16 protein-coding genes are annotated in these 18,551 nt (G+C 41.1%); 1 reads left to right on the top strand and 15 read right to left on the bottom strand.

Annotation, left to right across the window (positions count from 1 at the left end; translation table 11 throughout):
- Positions 1-73: 73 nt before the first annotated feature.
- Entirely contained in the window at positions 74-1,054 is a 981-nt protein-coding gene (locus IEV91_RS16150) for a LacI family DNA-binding transcriptional regulator (RefSeq protein WP_188498461.1), read from the top strand.
- Between the two features lie 237 nt (positions 1,055-1,291).
- Here the strand turns inward: IEV91_RS16150 and IEV91_RS16145 are convergent, their stop codons facing one another.
- From IEV91_RS16145 to IEV91_RS16075, 15 genes are all read right to left on the bottom strand, one after another.
- Entirely contained in the window at positions 1,292-3,316 is a 2,025-nt protein-coding gene (locus IEV91_RS16145) for a beta-galactosidase (RefSeq protein ID WP_188498460.1), read from the bottom strand.
- A 202-nt stretch (positions 3,317-3,518) separates the two neighbouring features.
- The gene (locus IEV91_RS16140; protein ID WP_188498459.1) at positions 3,519-4,682 is read right to left on the bottom strand and encodes a Gfo/Idh/MocA family protein; all 1,164 of its coding nucleotides are present in this window, start codon (positions 4,680-4,682) and stop codon (positions 3,519-3,521) included.
- A 26-nt stretch (positions 4,683-4,708) separates the two neighbouring features.
- Positions 4,709-5,470: a sugar phosphate isomerase/epimerase family protein gene (locus IEV91_RS16135; RefSeq protein WP_188498458.1), complete on the bottom strand. Its 762-nt coding sequence runs from the start codon at positions 5,468-5,470 to the stop codon at positions 4,709-4,711.
- 21 nt (positions 5,471-5,491) lie between these two features.
- Positions 5,492-6,259 (bottom strand): SDR family oxidoreductase, encoded by a 768-nt coding sequence (locus IEV91_RS16130; protein ID WP_188498457.1) that lies wholly within the window; start codon positions 6,257-6,259, stop codon positions 5,492-5,494.
- A gap of 12 nt (positions 6,260-6,271) precedes the next feature.
- On the bottom strand, positions 6,272-7,390 hold the full coding sequence (locus IEV91_RS16125; protein ID WP_188498456.1) for a Gfo/Idh/MocA family protein: 1,119 nt from the start codon (positions 7,388-7,390) through the stop codon (positions 6,272-6,274).
- Positions 7,391-7,414: 24 nt separating this feature from the next.
- Positions 7,415-8,242, bottom strand: coding sequence for a sugar phosphate isomerase/epimerase family protein (locus tag IEV91_RS16120; RefSeq protein ID WP_188498455.1), 828 nt, complete (start codon positions 8,240-8,242; stop codon positions 7,415-7,417).
- Between the two features lie 23 nt (positions 8,243-8,265).
- Complete coding sequence (locus IEV91_RS16115) at positions 8,266-9,129, bottom strand: AraC family transcriptional regulator (protein ID WP_188498454.1); 864 nt, start codon at positions 9,127-9,129, stop codon at positions 8,266-8,268.
- Between the two features lie 21 nt (positions 9,130-9,150).
- A complete protein-coding gene (locus IEV91_RS16110) occupies positions 9,151-10,401 on the bottom strand; it encodes a glucuronate isomerase (RefSeq protein WP_188498453.1) in 1,251 nt (416 codons plus the stop codon).
- A gap of 20 nt (positions 10,402-10,421) precedes the next feature.
- Positions 10,422-11,537: a M24 family metallopeptidase gene (locus tag IEV91_RS16105; RefSeq protein ID WP_188498452.1), complete on the bottom strand. Its 1,116-nt coding sequence runs from the start codon at positions 11,535-11,537 to the stop codon at positions 10,422-10,424.
- 505 nt (positions 11,538-12,042) lie between these two features.
- The gene (locus IEV91_RS16100; RefSeq protein WP_188498451.1) at positions 12,043-13,548 is read right to left on the bottom strand and encodes an alpha-glucosidase/alpha-galactosidase; all 1,506 of its coding nucleotides are present in this window, start codon (positions 13,546-13,548) and stop codon (positions 12,043-12,045) included.
- 126 nt (positions 13,549-13,674) lie between these two features.
- A complete protein-coding gene (locus IEV91_RS16095; RefSeq protein ID WP_229745621.1) occupies positions 13,675-14,601 on the bottom strand; it encodes an AraC family transcriptional regulator in 927 nt (308 codons plus the stop codon).
- Positions 14,591-15,535, bottom strand: a complete 945-nt coding sequence (locus tag IEV91_RS16090) for a glycoside hydrolase family 43 protein (protein WP_188498450.1) — start codon at positions 15,533-15,535, stop codon at positions 14,591-14,593. The genes IEV91_RS16095 and IEV91_RS16090 overlap by 11 nt, the downstream gene beginning before the upstream one ends.
- 240 nt (positions 15,536-15,775) lie before the next feature.
- Positions 15,776-16,567: an alpha/beta hydrolase gene (locus tag IEV91_RS16085; protein ID WP_188498449.1), complete on the bottom strand. Its 792-nt coding sequence runs from the start codon at positions 16,565-16,567 to the stop codon at positions 15,776-15,778.
- A 77-nt stretch (positions 16,568-16,644) separates the two neighbouring features.
- Positions 16,645-17,643: a hydroxyacid dehydrogenase gene (locus tag IEV91_RS16080; RefSeq protein ID WP_188498448.1), complete on the bottom strand. Its 999-nt coding sequence runs from the start codon at positions 17,641-17,643 to the stop codon at positions 16,645-16,647.
- Positions 17,644-17,692: 49 nt separating this feature from the next.
- The gene (locus IEV91_RS16075) at positions 17,693-18,520 is read right to left on the bottom strand and encodes a sugar phosphate isomerase/epimerase family protein (RefSeq protein WP_188498447.1); all 828 of its coding nucleotides are present in this window, start codon (positions 18,518-18,520) and stop codon (positions 17,693-17,695) included.
- Positions 18,521-18,551: the final 31 nt, after the last annotated feature.

Genomic DNA, 18,551 nt, shown 5'->3' with positions numbered 1-18,551 from the left:
TATTTTTCACTTAACCAAAACAGCATTGTAAATTGTCTACAAACCCCAACATATATAATAGAGCCCAAAATTTGTGGTTTCAAAAACACTTAATAGGAAACCTGGAGTTAATAAGCGGACAAGGGAGAAGGTCATATTCACCGCCAAACAATTAGGTTATTCAAATCTCCCTTATACTGCAGGAGAAAATATAGAAACAAACGAGAATAAGGGTGATTTTATTGCAGTCCTCTTGGCCAATTTTCGATATCAATCAAAGCATTCCAACTATTGGAGTGAAATAATTGATGGCATTACAGAGGAAGCCAAAAGAAGAGGTACAGGCATTGTGATTATTAGTGAATCAAACAGCTTAACTAACGTGTTAAACGTATCTAAGCTCATGGGCATTATCATCGTAGGATATATCTCCCCTGAGTTGTGTATGGAAATAAAACAATTTAACACGCCTATTGTCTTAGTAGATCATGAGGAACCCCTTTTAGAAGCCGATTCCATTTTTATGGATAATTTTGATGGTTTATTAAAGATCACAAATTATTTAATTGCTATGGGACACAATAAATTAATCTTTGTGGGAGATCTTAATTACTCTAAAAGTTTTTATGATCGCTGGTTAGGATTCCGCACATCGCTTGAAAAAGCAAATCTTTACAATTCAAAATCCCAAAATATTTTCACCCTAAATTATACAAGTGCAGGATGGATCGAGGAGTTTGATCATTGGATTGAGAGCGCAAAAGAAAAAAACAAACTCCCTTCAGCCTTTGTTTGTGCCAATGATAACATTGCTCATAACATCATAGATGTTTTAAAGAGACACAATTTTAAACTTCCAGAGGATTTTTCAATTACCGGATATGATAATTTAGACTCTTCATCATACGTAGTCCCATCGTTAACCACCTGTCAGGTTTTTAAAAAATTTTTAGGAAAACGTGCCGTATCAAAAATGTTCTGGAGAATTAAACATCAAGAATATTACCCCGAAAAGGTCTTAATAAATGGTGAAATCATTATTCGGGATTCAGTTGCACCCCCAAATCCCGAATGACAATAGAAAAATAACAGTATAATAGGTTATAAAAGGGACTGATACCCTTTATCTATAGGATAGATAAGGCGTTCAGTCCTTTTTCAACACACTTCCTTCAGCATTCCTACGTATTTAATGACGTAGATTCACTTTATCATTGAACTAAATTTGGTTAACAAATGAAATTATAGTGATTCGAGGGAACTTAGCTACCTCATAGTTCATAATCTATGTTTTTAGATAGCCTTTTTCTACTTATTTCTTCAATATCATGACGCCTTTACTAGGCACAGATACGCTTCCTGAGACTTTTTGTTGCTTCAACAAATCGATTGCCTCTAACTCTTCTAGATCAACGGTGGCGGATGCCTCATTATGGTTTAGAATAAACAAGTAAGTCTGATCATCTTTAACCCGTTCGGTTACTTCTACACCTTGAGGCGTTTTTAATAATGGTTGGATGCCCTTGTCTTCACAAAGATGAGATAGGAAATCCTTTAAAAAGCCCTCATCAGGACTTGAAGCGACATACCAGGCCTTGCCATCACCATAAGCATTTTCTGTTAATACTGGCATCCCCTTATAAAAGTCAGATCCATATTCAGCAACTACCTTTGCCCCTTCGGAGTGAATCAAATCACAGAGAATACCACATTCATACTGGCCATGAAGGTTTCCACGCTCTTCTTTTAATACGATCTGGTTTTTTTGATCTGGAAATAATGCATCAATTTCTTCAGCCCAAATACCTAGAACCTTTCGAAGTTCACCAGGGTAACCCCCAAGTGTAACAAGGTCATTTTCATTAACAATCCCACTGAAAAAAGTTGTCACGAACGTACCGCCATTTTTTACAAAGGATTCAATTTTTTCCGCATATCCCGGTTTAATCATGTACAGTACAGGAGCGATAACCACATCATATTGACTTAGATCTTCTTCTACACCGATCATATCCGTTTGAATGTTCAAGTGATATAGGGCGTCATAATATTTATGGACTTCATTCACGTAATTCAAGGCAACACTCGGCCCGCTGGATAGGTCAATCGCCCAACGATTTTCCCAATCAAATACAATAGCAACCTTTGATTGAAGGCGTGAATCTAGCAAATGATCCGAGAGGCGTTGTAATTCTCCACCCAACTCGGAAACCTCTCTAAAAACACGGGTATGCTCATGACCGACATGTTCTATCACTGCACCATGATATTTCTCACAGGCCCCGACGGAACGCCTTAACTGAAAAAATAGAACAGTATCAGCACCGTGAGCCACGGCTTGATAGCTCCACAGTCTCATAACACCTGGACGTTTAAGAGAGTTATAGGGTTGCCAGTTTTGTTGGCTGGGTGTTTGCTCCATCAGCATAAAGGGCTGACCGCTTTTTAGCCCTCGCATCAAATCGTGGGTCATTGCTGTAAGACTTTCTGGCGTTTTCAAACCTGGATAGTTGTCCCATGAGACAACATCTAAATAAGGGGCCCATTTGAAGTAGTCTAATTCCTGATATAACCCCATAAGGTTAGTGGTCACCGGTATATTTGGTGTATGTTTTTTAAGTGCCTCATATTCTATTTTGTAGCACTCCAGCAAACTCTCCGACTGGAAGCGGCGATAGTCTAAAGAAATACCCTGGAAAGAAGATACATTGCCTTCTCCTTCTTCACTCAAAGCATTAGGTGGAACAATTTCATCCCAGTCATAGAAGGTATGGCCCCAAAAGCGTGTATTCCAAACCTGATTGACTTTATCTATCGTCTTATAGCGCTCCTTTAGCCAGGTCCGAAAACTTTCTGCGCACTGATCACAATAACAGTAACCCCCATATTCATTGGATACATGCCAGATTAAAACAGCCGGATGATCCTTGTAACGTTCAGCTAATTTTTCCGCCATTAATCCTGCATACTTGCGATAGGTTGAGCTGTTAGGGCAGGAGTTATGTCGTCCGCCAAACTTCCGCTTACGTCCATTGAAATCTACTCGTAATACATCTGGATATTTTTTGGCCATCCAGGCTGGATGCGCACCTGTGCTTGTAGCCAAACAAGTATAAATCCCATTTTCATAAAGACGGTTGATCTGTTCATCGAGATGCTCAAAATAATAGGTCTCTTCATCCGGTTGATTTAAAGCCCACGAGAAAACATTTAACGTGGCAACGTCAATGCCTGCGAGCTTAAACATCCGAACGTCTTCATCCCAAATTTTCCTATCCCATTGTTCAGGGTTATAATCGCCACCGTACCATATTTTTGGTAGTTTTTCATTGATCACAGATAAACACATCCTCTTTTTAAATTTTAAAACTGAATCTGGAGCACCTTATTCTTTATAAAATTAATTAACAATCATAAGAAAAAAATAATTGTCCATCTATTATTTTAATATAATATTCGGTTAATTTCATTAAATTTCATATATTCTTATAAAATAAAGAAGAAGGTAACTCTTGTGAGCACCTTCTTCACATTAATTATCAATGCGTGCCTTCAACGTTGAGCGTTCGATTTCCAGTGTGCTTCTTTTGAAAGGTTGAGGCCTTAATTCTTTCCTGGAGTTTACTGTAATAAAGGTCCTCATTTATGGGCAGATCGACCCAATCGTCTGTCCATGCTGATAAATGCATTGCGTTGGAAATTTCTAAGCCTTTAATACCTTCTTCACCAGGAGCCAATAACGCAGTTCCATTTTGAATAGCATTAACCCAATTGGTCGTAATGCCTTTATGGTCTGTCGCTTTCCCTACGATCGGAACATCAATCTTCCAGCATTCTGGTTCACCAAAACCGCCTTGATATTCGCGATTAAATTCTCGCTCCGACTGTCGGAGTCTATAAAAGGTGAGTTTCCCGTTTTCAATAACCGCCTTGCCTTTATCAGCGGATATTTCATAGCGGTTGGTTCCCGGCGCATCTCCTGTAGAGGTAACAAAGACACCGGTCGCTCCATTTTCATATTCAACATATGCGGTAACATCGTCTTCGACTTCAATATCATGATATTTTCCAAAGCCACAAAAGGCCCGCACGCGTTTCGGCATCATTCCACATGTCCATTGCCACAAGTCAAGCTGATGAGGATCCTGATTCAGAAGGACACCGCCACCTTCACCTTCCCAAGTCGCTCTCCATCCCCCTGAATTATAATAACTTTGCGGACGATACCAGTTAGTAATAATCCAATTTGTTCTTTTTATCTCCCCGAGTTCACCTGACTGAACAAGGTCTCTTAATTTTTGATACAAAGGATTGGTCCGTTGATTGTACATAATACCAAAGACTTTTCCACTCGCCTTGGCCGCTTCATTCATTTCACGAACTTGCTTTGTATACACGCCCGCTGGTTTTTCACTCATCACATGAAGCCCCTGCTTAAACGCCTTAATGGCCAATGGTGAATGATCATAATGGGGTGTTGCGATAATGACCGCCTCTATACCACTAGAAGCAAAAAACTCATTATCATTATCATAGGTCTGAAGTCTATCCGATAAAGCTTCTTTAGCCCATCTTAATCGTTCGGGATTTGTATCACATACAGCTGTAAGTTCTGCTCCCGGAACTTCATTATTTATGAGATAACGCGCATGAGAACTTCCCATATTTCCGATCCCAATAATTCCTATTTTTAATTTAGCCAAAGCAAACACCACCCTTATCTTTACAATTATTTTTGAACTTGGAGTGCCAGTTGATTAAGATTTTCCAAACTTGTTTTTAAACTTTCCATAGGGTCTCCTGGACAAACATCTTGCTCAACCGCGTACCATTCCACACCGGATTGTTCGCCCCATTCCAATATCGGAGCAAAATCAATCGTCCCTGTTCCCACAGCGGCAAAGGTTTGTTTGTCATCGTCTGTCATATCTTTTAAATGAATAATAGGCATTCGATTTTTATAGGGCTGAATGAAGTCTAACGGATTTCTTCCTGCCTTCTTGACCCAAAAAACATCAACCTCTGCAAAAATCTTATTTTCTGGAGAGGGCTCTAATAAGAACTCCAGTGCTGACTTTCCATCAATTTGTGTGTCAAACTCAAAGTTATGATTATGATAACTAATTCTAAAGCCTTCGGCACGATCTGCAATCTGATTCAGTGATTCTTTTACACGTCGATAGCCGTCATTTGCTCTAACATCATCCGGTAAATAAGGACAGACCACATCTTTTGTATTATAAAGACTAGCTTCGGCAAGAACATCTTCCAGATCTTCCTCCATCCGACTTAAAGGAATGTGCATGCCAGCGGTCCCTAAGTTGTTTTCTTTTAAGGCTGCTGCGACTTCTTCCCTGTCATAACCCTCGGGCAACGCTGAAAGTTGGACCCCAGCCCAGCCCATCGCTTTGAGTTCCTTAAATACAGGTCGAATGCCGCGTTTTAATTCTTCTCTCAACGTAAACAATTGTGCCGCAAATTTCTGTTTCATAAGTTCCCCACTCCTTATTTTTTAAATGGTCATGGCTCCAAAGCCACCGTCTACTCGAATCAGTTCTCCAGTTACAAAACTTGATGCCTTCTTTGAGGCCAGCCAAATAGCCACACCTTGTAACTCTTCTGGATCCCCAAATCTTTCCATAGGTGTATGCCTCATGATCGCAGCAACCCTGTCTTCACTTAAAATTTTCCTATTTTGTTCTGCGGGAAAAAAGCCTGGGATCACAGCGTTAACACGTATGTTATAAGGGGCAAATTCCCGCGCTAAATATTGTGTTATACTATTTATCCCTGCTTTAGACGCCGAGTAAGTAAATACCTTTGAAAGTGGTGTCGTTGAAGAAACCGAGGATATATTGATAATACTCCCTCCGTTGCCCTGCTCAATCATATGTTTAGAAAAGATTTGACAGCTTAAAACAACACCTTTCAAATTCACATTCATGATGTGATCCCACTCATCCATAGTGAGCTCCGAAAAGGGTGTCGTACTATTCACACCAGGGGCATTTAAAAGAATATCGCAAGAGTCTGCCCATGCAACGATCTCATCGGCAGCACTTTTAAGGGCCCGATCATCTGTTACATCAGCTTGAAAGGTACGAACCTCTACTCCAAATGTTTTAATCTTTTGTTCGACTTCACTGGCTTTCTCAAGATTTCGTCCCACCAATGCGATGGTCGCCCCTTGTTTAGCCAGTCCCATTGCCATTGCCGATCCTAGAGTGCTCGTTCCACCGACGATGACCGCTGTTTTCCCCGTTAAATCAAACATACTCATCACCTCCTAACACTACGCTAATGTCGATTGCGCAATTTTCTTTTGTAATTGTTCATAATAAATATCATCATCTATAGGGAGTTGGACCCAGTCTTCGGTCCATGTTGATAAATACATCGCATTAGAGAGTGTGAGTCCATTAATGCCTTCTTCACCAGGGGCAATCAATGGCGTTCCTTTCGTCATAGCTTCTATCCAGTTTTGAGTTATCACGTGATGCCCACTCTCCTCTTTTGGGACAGTTAGCGGGACCTCACGACTTTTAGGTCGAGCAAATTTTTCTGTATTCACTCTATTAAACTCAGATTCTGACATTTGCAGCTGCCAGAAATTGATCTGATCATTTTCGACGACAACCTTCCCCTTGTCACCGATGACTTCCAAACGATTGGTCCCTGGCGCTTCAGCAATACTCGTGATAAACACTCCAGTTGCGCCATTTTCATACTCTAAGTAAGCAGTCACTTCATCTTCGACCTCTATATCCCGGTATTTACCAAAGGAACAGAAACTCCGGACTCGCTTAGGCATCATGCCGATGACCCATTGCCATAAATCAAGCTGATGGGGACACTGATTGAGGAGCACTCCGCCACCTTCACCGGACCATGTTGCGCGCCAATCCCCAGAATCATAGTAGCTTTGACTGCGGTACCAATCAGTAATGATCCAGTTCGTCCGTCTGATTTCTCCAAGTTCCCCTGATGTCACCATTTCTCTCAGCTTGACATACAAAGGGTTCGTTCGCTGATTATACATAATGCCAAAGACTAAGCCACTTTTCCTTGCCGCTTCATTCATCTCCCGAACCTGTTTTGTATACACCCCTGCTGGCTTTTCGATGAGAACGTGTAAGCCATGAGAAAAGGCCTTTATCGCATAATCCGGATGGGTATAATGCAAGGTGCAAATCATGACGGCATCGAGTCCATCAAAGGCAAGCAAGTCTTCAACCGCCTCAAAGCACTGTACTCCTTCTTCAAAATGATGTCGGGCCCACTCTAAGCGTTCTTTATTGATGTCACAAACCGCAACAAGCTCTGCACCTAAAACTTTTCCTTCACTTATATACTGGGCATGAGCCGTGCCCATATTGCCTAACCCAATAATCCCGATTCGAACTGAACGCACTTGCTCTCACCTCTTCTCCATTGATCAATCCCATGTTTCATCAAGTTCTACAAGAAGTTTCTTTAATGCTTTAGAGGCCACTTGGAAAAGATCTGGACCACTAAATCCTGAATATGTACCTGCTTGCGCCAAATGAGGTTCTAAAGAAAGAAATCCATCATAGTCTCGCTCTTTCATTGCTTGTAATACTTCTTTTACTTGACCGTCACCTTCTCCAGCTGGGACAACACTATTATCTTTAAAAAGAGCATCCTTTATATGCAAATACTCAATATAAGGCTTAAGCAAAGGATAGGCTTCAGTGAAAGGTTGAACACCACATTGAACAAAATTTGCTGGATCAAAAGCACAACGGAACCGTGGTGATGCACAGGTTTGAAAAAGATCTAGGCAGCGCTCGGCTGTGTCACCATATATTTCCTTCTCATTTTCATGCAATAGCGTAATCCCAGCTTCCTCTGCACGCCTAACAAGTTCCGTCATTCTTCTCATCACTTCATCACGGTAGTCTGCTGGGTCTTTCCCTTCTGGAATAAAGAAGGAAAAGATCCGAATATAAGGGACATTGAAACGCTTCGCCAGGGCTAGAGCTCTTTCAAAGTCTTTAAGATGGGGTTCAAAGTCATCTGTAATCTTTATTTTCCCTATTGGAGAACCAATAGAGGAGAGCTTAAAACCTCTTTCCTCCATCATGACTTGAACACGGTCCAGCTCTTCATCGCTTAGTTTTAGGACGCCAGTGTCCCAGGCTCCGCGAAACTCAATGTGTCTAATCCCTTCCTCTTGTAACGTATCGAGTTGAACGTTAAAATCAGCTGAAATTTCATCTGCAAAAGCTGTTAATGTCACCATTTTATCTCCTCCTCTTCCAACCCTTATGTCATGTCATTTAACTTGCGATAGCGGTCAGCTGTCATGCCCACCTTCTGCTTAAAAATACGGCTAAAATGAGCGGGGTGTTTATAACCAACCTCAAAAGCTGCCTCTGTTACTGTTCTCCCCTCCAAAAGAAGTTGCTTTGCTAAATTCACCTTCTTGATAGTAATATAGTCCGTTAATCCTGCCCCAGTTATTTCTTTAAAGATTCTGGAAATATAATATTTACTTAGATAAGTTCCTGAGGCAACATCATCTAAAGTAAGACTTTTCTCTTGAAAGTGGTCCTCAATAAAGTCGATGACCTTTTGAACATTGGCGACCTTAGGGTTGACACCCGATTCAAAGGCATGTGGGTCAAGCTTTTCAGCACACGATTGATAGATCAGGGTCAATAGCTCCAATAAATAGATTTGTAATCTTGCATCATATAACGGCTCCCCTTGAAGTTGATAACTCTGATGCAATGCGCTAAAAATACGCTCCAGCTCATTTTCACGATGTCGTAGATTCATTCGTGTATTTTTCAGTTGGCGAAAAGGCCGATATAAATCTAAGGTATTAAAAGCTTTGATCAAATTTTCTAAATAATAGGGCTTAAAGTGCACCTTAGTCCGCTCGTAAGGAATAAGGAGATTAGGATTGGGTCTGTGCAAGGTCAGCCCGTGCATCACAATCATGTCACCTGGCCTTAATCGGTAAATCTTATCATTGATAAAATAGTTACATTCTCCATTGTGAAAGTAATAAATTTCAAATTCTAAATGGGAATGAAAGTCGGATTCATAGCCACTTTGACCGATGGTTCGTTGATGGTAATCCATACCAACTGCCTGATCCCCATTTAAAAAAGAAGTAATCACACCCATCCCACCTCTAAAGACTCACGAGAGCTTTAATGATATAAAATCCCAGAAATTATCATTGAATAATTGTTTAACATCTCGACGAATATCCTCTTCGGTCAATGTCCAACCGGCATCGATTAAATTTTGATATTGGCGCGTGAGAACCTTCGCAATAATTTTCCGAGAATGATCCCACTTATAAACCAATTGATCTAAGATTCTTGCATCAGAATGTTGGGGAATGACACTTGTACCGAGCAGTTCAAACCTCATTGCTGTTATTTCCTCGATTAAAGTCGGATTATTGAGAAACCACCAACAACCAAAAACCATTAAATTTCTGAATTTCCTTGCTGTAACAGCGAGTTCATGCTGATTTTCTCTAGAAAGCATCGTGACCATAAACTTATTTTCCGGGAAATTTTTACACAAATATTCAACAGATTGAATATCCGCTTTACCGACACTATCCCCAGCGCTTCTTAGTTGTGGGTTTACACTTCTTTTCACGCCAATCATCATGGCAAAAGGAAGGTTCTTTTTTCGACATACAGGAAGCAAGACCTTTTCTATTAAAGCCGAGCGTATAGACGTGTCTGGATACTTGAAATCATCTGGCAGAGACACTGCGACATAAAGAGGCGCCATCCTTTCGACCCAATCCTCTATGAATCGTTGCAGTTCCTGAACCGTTTGATCGGCCAGATCGTCTCCTACTTGATAGCCCCAATCTCTTAAATCTTCAACAATGTCTGTATAACTATTCAGTAATGGGTCAATGCGAAGGGCGGCATGGAATCGCGGATCTCGTTCAGGGCCTTCAAGCCAAATTTGACGTTCCTTAGGATCAAAAGGATCATTAGTCATGACCACACTGTTGACATGAGCTAAATGAAAGATGCGATCGACATATTCCTCAATACTTGAAGTCGCCACCTCTTCACGATAGGCTTCTAAATCCTTACTCTGCAAATTTAAGCCGAGCTTTGATAACGTCGTTACCACTCCACGACAGGCCTCACTATAAGGTGTCCGTTTAATAAATAATTCTTCCCAAATAAGATCAGCCTGTTCCTTCGTTGATCGCTGCCAGTATTCTTCATAGGACAAAGGCACAACGCGCATCGTTTCCGCGATTAAATAGTGGTAGGTTAATAGCTCATCAATACCAAACAAGAGCTGTTCTTTAAATTGAGGAGAATAGAGGTGTGTATGTATATCTGTAATCGGTGTGTTCTCTACAATCTCTTGAACAGTCGTCAATACATCGGCAGTTTTAACCGTCATACTTTTCCCTCCTTAAAGGCTTAGAGTTCTACAAAATTCTTACCCGCATATTGATGCTTACGCTCTAAAATAGCAGGGCGCACCAAAGATTTTTCACCAACAGAGATCTCAATTTCAGGAAACGCTTCTGTCCGTGTCACGATTAGGTTATTTGTTTCCCCTACAATAAGAGTATCCTCAGACTTCACCCCTGCGATTGACGGGTTCCAAGCAAAGGCTTGATAAAGCTCGACACATTCTGTTGAGTCTGGTGTCGCCCGGTATTCCCTAGACAGATAACCCGTCATCCCTCCTTGATGATGATTCTGCCATTCCTCTTTAAAACCAAACGCTTCGTAGGAACGAGCTCCCTTGTTGAAAATGTCAGAAACACTGACACCTGGTCGTGTGTGTTCAATGAATAAGCCATCAACAGCTGCAACCGCTCGATGTTTACGAGCCAACGCTTCTGGTATAGAACCAAAATGCACGAGGCGACTCAGTGAAGCCACGAGCCCCTTCCTTCGAGCACCGAGAGCAAGCAACACATAGTGGTCAATCATTTTAGATGTTGGGAGCGGATGCCGGTAATAAAAAGCTCTCTCGTCAGCAGCGATTAAAGTCAGGATAGGTTCAATCCCTCGTTCATAACACGCTTTGGCGAGTTGACCGGCCACTTGATATTCTGTATCACCGCGACTTAAGGTGTGGCAGACTTCTTCTAATACCTCAGCAGCGTCTTGCCCCAAATGATGATAGCTCTCTCTTTCTTCCATTGTTAAAACAGAGCGCAGTTTGATGACATCCTGTAAGTGGTCTTCCTCATGAACAATATGCTGATATTGAGAAGTATAGGCCTCAAGCTTCGCTTTCTCCTCATCAGCACTAAACCAAGAGGTCTTAATAACCTCAAAATAATCTTCCTCTAATTCCTCATTCTGTAATCGGTTCGCTTCAATGTTATTAACAAATAGCACTAAACGGTCAGTGGTCACTAAAATGCTCCCGCATGCTCTCTCTGAAGCAAGGCCAATGAAACCTCTTCCCCCAGTGAGCCAAGAGAAACTCGCTTGGCTCGTGATCAAAAGACCATCATAGCCTTTCCTCTTAAGCCATTCTCGTATGCGCTTACACTTTTCCGGAATATCTTTGTGCATTTTACCCGCTCCAATGCAAGATTCATTAAATCCCTTTGTTACCACTTAATATATATGCTTATTTTAACAAATCAAGCGTCATTCTACTTAACTTTTCTTGTTGATAGTTTAACACATGTTGTTGTCTTCCTATTGACTAAATGCAAGAAAAAATTAAGCCTGCTTACCTGGCGCTCCACAAGATCCATCATCATTTTTGAACCACCTTGACGGCAGCCTTTTTCATCAGTCATAAAACCTTAATCCCTGTGCCAGCATTGTCTTTTGTATAGGGCAAAAATAGAGGGCCATTCATTGTGACCACTGAAAGTGTCCCCTTTAAAGCAAGGGGGTGTCGAGAGGCTGATTTCCGCTCCAATCAACTTACTTGTCGAAGGTGTATTTCATTAAAAGAAACAAACAAAGAATGCAGAAACCCTCAAAAGAATATGAGAGCTTTTGCATTCTTTAATTTATAATAAAAAGTAACTTTTCAGCGGCTTCCATTCATTGGCCTCTTTTAATCTTAATCCACTGCTGAAGGTCTCTCTAAAGCTTTATCTGCTTCAGACGCATTCTTTTTCGCTTCTTCTTTATTCAATTGCATTTCTTCAATCGTTTTTGTCTTTAATCGTGCGGCTCCCTTATAATTCCGTGTAGGAATAAGATCCTTTGAAGCCATTCGTTCCTTTGCGTTTTTTATTGCACCAGTATATTGAGGTAACCATTTTTCTTGAGCTATAAGCATTTCATCAACCATCTGCCAAATTTCAGGAGGGTTACACACCGCCCCAACCAAGGGATCCATCATCATTGCTTGGCGTAGCAAAGTATCGTCACCATGAACCGCCGCTTCAACTGCAAGGCGCTGAACGGAAATACTGACATTGCATACCGCGGCACATCCTAGTGGGAGGTTTCCAACTTGCGGCATATTAATGCCATTCCGAACCACATAACCTGGTGCTTCAATGATAGCATCGTCTGGGAGATTGGCGATCACACCCTGATTGACCACATTAAAATGTCCGCGATACACACGTCCTGTTTCAAGACCCTCAATAATATATGAACCATGCTCCTGACTTCTTTCGCTTTCTTCATATTTTAGAGCAGGTTCTTTCATCCAGTTGGGAAAATCAGTTTCGAACCAAGTTCTTCCTTCTGTACATACTCTGAGATAGCCGCCCGTCTCACCATTAATCCATGTTCCAAGGTCAATCCAATCCCTGATCTCGTCTGGCCGTTTGCGATACCAAGGCACATACTCACTGAGATGACCATTTGACTCGGTACTATAGTAACCAAATCTACGAAGCATATCGATCCGAACCTTTTCTGTTTTACTAAATTCAGGATGATGTTCAAAAGCGTCTAGAAGCTGACCGGTCAGATCTTCTCCCTTATGTTTAATTTGAATGTACCACGTTTGGTGATTAATCCCCGCACAAATAATATCCACTTCTTCTTGCTTTAGACCAAAGACCTCTGCAATTTGCCGGTGTCCACCCTGCACCCCATGACAAAGGCCAACTGTATTCACGCCACCATATTTATTGCAAGCCCAAGTGAGCATCGCCATAGGATTCGCGTAATTCAGAAGTAAACAGTCCGGATCAGCGACCTCACGAATATCCTTGCAAATCTCTAGCATAGCGGCTATCCCGCGCTGACCATACATGATCCCTCCAGCACTAAGCGTATCACCGACACATTGATCCACTCCATATTTTAGTGGAATATCAATATCCGTTTGAAAGGCTTCTAAGCCACCGATACGGACCACGTTAAAAATATACTTGGCATTTTGTAATGCCTCTCTGCGATTGGTCGTCGCATGAATTTTAATCGCTAATCCATTCTCATCAATATCTCTTTGACATAACTCTTTGACCATTTTTAAATTCCGCTCATTAATGTCAGTAAAAGCAACCTTAATATGACTAAGTGCCTTCACTGCAAGTAAATCGCGCAGTAAATTCCTTGTAAACCCAATGCTCCCAGCACCAATAAAAGTGATCTTAAAAGACATGAGTACCGCCTCTCCATTCACATTAATATCTATACTAAATATATATATATTTTAACAGCCTCAAAAAAGAAACCGTTATCAAAATTCTTACCAATCATCCAAGTGATGTATAAAATTCTAACCTAACTACATAGGGGAGTTTCTTTTTTCCGCTTGAATGGTCTGCCGATAGTGTAGCGGACTTTGTCCTGTATGCTTTTTGAAAAGAGCACTAAAATATTGACGAGTGTTGACTCCAACGTATTCTGAGATTTCTGTGACCGGGATGTCCGTCTGAGTAAGAAGCATTTTAGCTTTATCCATCCGATGAGCATTAAGATAATCAATTAGTGAACAAGCCATTTTATTTTTAAATAGACGTTGCAGATAACCGGGATGAAGATTAACAGCCTGAGCCATATCATTGACCTTAATATCGCGATCATAATGATGATGCATATAATCAATCACCTGCCTAATATAATCATCTGTTGCTCGTACCGGATTCTGCATTGACTCATTGAGCAGCCTTGAGATTCGAATCAATAGTTGCGCCAATAGTAATTGAACCATGAGTTCATTCTCATGGTCACTATCAAGTTCAAGCACAAGACTTTTCAAGAGATTGTGGACATCCTGTGGGTCTCTGAGCATGATGTAAGGCTTATTCAGTTTTAGCAGTTCCATAAGAGAGGCCTCACTTTGGGCCAATTGCTTTAATGATGGAAAGGAGAGCTTCTGTGCCTTAAATAAAAACTCAATATTTAACATTCGACAAGGGCTTGCTTCATCAACAATGAGACGATGTGGAATCAGTGCATCTATTATAATAAAATGACCTTTTTGCAAGGCACAGACCTCTGTCTCTACTTCAATCTGACACTGCCCAGAAATGACATACATTATTTCAACAGCCTGATGAGTATGGAACCCCATCGTAAAACCTTGCCACTGCTTATAATAGTAAGCGATGACTTGCGGGTAAAACTCTCCCTGCCTGAGTGCACTATTATAAAGGCTAAATTGAGACCCGTGTAATTGACTTTTCATCATTTTACCGATCTTATTTCCCATGAATTTCTCTAAGTGGGCGAGCGGAAACCCCTTCGAGAGTAATATCTACAGGGCGAATCCTGCCATCCTCTGTAAAGAAAAGGCGATCGATACACACTTCACGATGGTTGGCATCGGTCTCAGAAAGAGGTCTACGATGATAGACAATATACCAATCATCCGTATTGGGAATTTGAATCATGCCATGATGTCCAGCGCCAGTAGCCACCTGCGGATTTTGTTGTAGAATCTTTCCAACACGATGGAATGGTCCGATAGGTGAAGAGGACATCGCATAAGCAACAGAGTAATCTGGCCCCCCCCAACCCCCTTCTGCCCACATAAAATAGTAATTCTCGTTCCTTTTAATCATGCACGGTCCTTCAACAAAGCCTTGAGGTGTAACTTCTTTATAAACGTCACCGTCCTCAAATGTTCCCAGACTGATCATATCTTCATTTAATTTCACAACATTACAGTGACCCCAACCACCATAGTACAAGTAAGCCACCTCATCATCGTCAATAAAAACATGAGGATCGATAGGTTGAGCCCCGTGATGAAATTGATCAATCAATGGCTTTCCAAGGGCATCTCGAAATGGACCCTCAGGTCGATCAGATACAGCCACACCTATACCACCGTATTCTTCATTACTTTGTATATCATTTGCCGCAAAGTAATAATAGTATTTACCCTTGTACTCAATGGGTGAGGGCGCCCACATCGCCCGTCGAGCCCAAGTGATATCGCTTTGCTTCAAAATCCCTTCAACCTTATGCCAATTGACGAGATCATCAGAGTAAAAGGCATCAAAGAAGAGCTGCTCCTCATATGGAGCTGAATATGTAGGATAAACCCAATAACGATTCTCAAAGATTCTTGCTTCTGGATCAGCATACCAACCTGAAAAAATAGGGTTTCCCGATGTACTTTTTTTCATGACCTCTCCCATATAATGTTTCCTCCTTTAGCGTAATACAATTAAAGTGAACCTCAAAACACTTGATATCCACCTTCGCTCTTCTTAGAATAACATCCGTTTATACAGAATTAATAGATAAACGTTTTTGAAAAAATGAATAAGGCTATCCAAGATCTTATTCCTCTGATGGTTCACATTAATTTAGGATTATTTTTTAAAGGGGATTTGAAAAAGAGAATTTCAGCAGGCTTACTCTGTTGTATTGTTTTATTACGCAAAATTATATTTCTCAAGCCATAGCTTACATTGCTCCTGCCAGCTACTGACATGGGGATCATCATTTGCTAATCCTAAACCATGAGCCCCTTTTTCATAAACATGAAGATCAAAGGGTACCTTATTTTTCCGTAATGCGCTTGCGAAGAGAAAGCTATTTTCCACAGGAACACTCGCATCATCGGCAGTGTGCCATAAAAAGGTTGGTGGGGTCTCTTCTGTAACATGAAGTTGATTGGATAAATGTTCGGTAAGGTCCTCAGAAGGATGTTCTCCTAATAAATTGATAACAGAACCTTCATGGGCATAAACACCTTGCATCGTAATTACAGGATAACAAAGTATCATTAAGTCAGGACGGCAGCTCATCGTCTCAATAAGATCTGACGCTTCTTTGTTGCCTAGATCGAAATGGGTTCCCAGCGTTGATGCTAAGTGTCCACCAGCAGAAAAGCCCAAAATACCGATGCGGTCGATATTAAGATTCCATTCTCTGGCATAAGCACGTACATAGCGTACAGCCCTTTGCGCATCCAATAGCGGTGCTGGATGTTGGTTCGGAGCGACACGATAATTGACCACAAAAGCGGACATCCCTAACTGATTTAACCACTCGGCAATAGGTTCACCTTCATGATCCGCTCGCATACCGTAGCCGCCACCTGGAAAAATGACAATGGCACTTGTCGGATGCTCAGAGTCTATTAAATATGGGATCATCGTCGGCCGTTCTGTCGCATCTGCTCTTAGATAAGGGACTTTCTCGTCCCATAATTGGATTGCCATTATAAACCACTCCTTTTCAAATAAAATGGAAAGCCAAAGAAAAGGATGATCTATTTCTCCCTTTCTTTGGCAGCTCCTTAAGCAAGTAAAGAGAACTTTTTTCTTGTAATCTCCCAATGCAGTGGTTCACCATTCAGGTAACGTCTTAATTCCTCTACCATGTACTTGGCAAGTCTTTGGCATTCAGCGCCTTCACTTCCCGCAATATGAGGTGTTAACACGATATTGGGTAAGGTAAATAATAAAGACCCTTTGTCAGGAGGTTCGGGATAGGTGACATCAAGAATGGCAAAAAGGTCTTGGCGCTCTTTTAGAACCTCTATCATTTCATATTCCTTCACAATAGCTCCTCGTGCTGTATTAATGAAAGTTGCAAAAGGTTTCATTCTTTCAAAATGTGAGCCAGAGATGAGTCCCTCTGTACTTGCAAGCCATGGCGCATGTAATGAAACGATATCAGATTGGCTAAAAAGCTCCTCTAAAGAACAAAGGGTAACACCTAATGCCTTCGCCTCTTCTTTATCAATAAAGGGATCATAGGCAATGACCTCGAGATCAAAGGGTTGAAGCAGTTGACAAACCCGTCGCCCTACCATCCCCAATGAAATGATACCCACCTTCCTTTTATAGGCACCCATGATCGCATCAGAGTTCTTATGTATAAAACCCTGTTGATTTTTTATATTAAGAGCATAGCGCCACCCGTTTTTTAAAGAAAAAAGAATCTGTGACAATGTAAATTCTGCAACAGGAATCGCATTGGCCGCATAGGCACTGGATACAATAATCTCACGTTCCCAAACCTCTTCAGTGACAATGCCTTTAACTGAACCGGCTGCATAGAAAAAAGCTTTTAATTGGGGTGCTGCCTCTAAAAATGTCTTATCAAGCTTTGGGGCACCCCACCCCGAAAAAATCACATCGATATCTTGTAAAAGCTCTAAATGATGTTTGATTTTTTCTTTGGTCATTAACGGAGCGGTTACAGTGACTAACTCTGCGATTTCTTCTCTTATGCTAGGCGCATAAACACGTTCAAACGCCTCTTCTCCCATAATGTAAAGCCCTTTAGTCATCTTAATAACTCCCTTTTCATTTCAACGTGATGTTACATTTATTGTGCTCTCAATCCACTCTTTCAGATAACGCCCTCATAAAATCGGCATACTGCTTGAACGCGATCTCAGGTTCTTCAATGTCTGGCCACCATTTTTTCTCCCATTCTAAAGTAAAGTATCCATCGTATTCATTTTCAACCAATCGCTTGTAAATGCGTTCGAGTGGCACATCCCCTTCACCGAGTAAACATAATTGGAACCCCTTTTCTGTTTTATCCGTCAGATAAGAATCTTTCCAATGCGTATAGCTGACCGAATGACCAAGAGTTTCTATCGTATCATCAGGATCTTCATGAATTGTTCGATAAGGATGATGGATATCCCATAGCACTTTAAAGTGTTTAGAGTCAACTTTCTTATAAATTTCTGCAACATAGGCACTATTTGTCCAATCATCATGAGTTTCTAGCAATAAAGTAACATCATATTTTTCTGCAATAACCAACATCTTTTTGAGATTTTCTATAACAGTGGCAATAGCTTCTTGTCGATCTGTAGAGCCAATTGAGCCGCCAAACACTCTGATATAGGGGGTCTGAAAATACTGACAGAGCTGGCCATAGTGATCCAATTCATTTAGAAAGGCTCCTAGCTCTTCTGAGGATGTTGTAAATAAGCGCACGGAACTTGAAAAGCAAGGAATCTCGAGTTTGGCCTTTCGAAACTTTTCCTTTGTCTTCTCAATGTCGGTTGTGAATTCAGGTGTTTTATAAATATCTAGCTCATTAAGATACCCACGAAAATCCACTCCCTGATAACCAAATTCAACGGCTTTCTCAATAATCCTCTCTAAATCCCATTCAGGACATCCTAATGTCGTAAAGGCAAGCTTCATTTCTGCATTTCCTCCTTTTTTCACTAAAGTA

The sequence above is a fragment of the Pullulanibacillus pueri genome (genome assembly GCF_014639255.1).
Lineage (GTDB): Bacteria > Bacillota > Bacilli > Bacillales > Sporolactobacillaceae > Pullulanibacillus > Pullulanibacillus pueri.
The sequence above is the reverse complement of the archived record's forward strand: the minus strand, read 5'-3'. Positions and strand labels throughout refer to the sequence as shown.

Bases quoted from the DNA above. Each gene is read 5' to 3' on its own strand.
- IEV91_RS16135 (WP_188498458.1), bottom strand. From the start codon at position 5,470: ATGAAACAGAAATTTGCGGCACAATTGTTTACGTTGAGAGAAGAATTA.
- IEV91_RS16130 (WP_188498457.1), bottom strand. From the start codon at position 6,259: ATGAGTATGTTTGATTTAACGGGGAAAACAGCGGTCATCGTCGGTGGA.
- IEV91_RS16120 (WP_188498455.1), bottom strand. From the start codon at position 8,242: ATGGTGACATTAACAGCTTTTGCAGATGAAATTTCAGCTGATTTTAAC.
- IEV91_RS16110 (WP_188498453.1), bottom strand. From the start codon at position 10,401: ATGACGGTTAAAACTGCCGATGTATTGACGACTGTTCAAGAGATTGTA.
- IEV91_RS16105 (WP_188498452.1), bottom strand. From the start codon at position 11,537: ATGCACAAAGATATTCCGGAAAAGTGTAAGCGCATACGAGAATGGCTT.
- IEV91_RS16100 (WP_188498451.1), bottom strand. From the start codon at position 13,548: ATGTCTTTTAAGATCACTTTTATTGGTGCTGGGAGCATTGGGTTTACA.
- IEV91_RS16095 (WP_229745621.1), bottom strand. From the start codon at position 14,601: ATGGGAAATAAGATCGGTAAAATGATGAAAAGTCAATTACACGGGTCT.
- IEV91_RS16090 (WP_188498450.1), bottom strand. From the start codon at position 15,535: ATGGGAGAGGTCATGAAAAAAAGTACATCGGGAAACCCTATTTTTTCA.
- IEV91_RS16085 (WP_188498449.1), bottom strand. From the start codon at position 16,567: ATGGCAATCCAATTATGGGACGAGAAAGTCCCTTATCTAAGAGCAGAT.
- IEV91_RS16080 (WP_188498448.1), bottom strand. From the start codon at position 17,643: ATGACTAAAGGGCTTTACATTATGGGAGAAGAGGCGTTTGAACGTGTT.
- IEV91_RS16075 (WP_188498447.1), bottom strand. From the start codon at position 18,520: ATGAAGCTTGCCTTTACGACATTAGGATGTCCTGAATGGGATTTAGAG.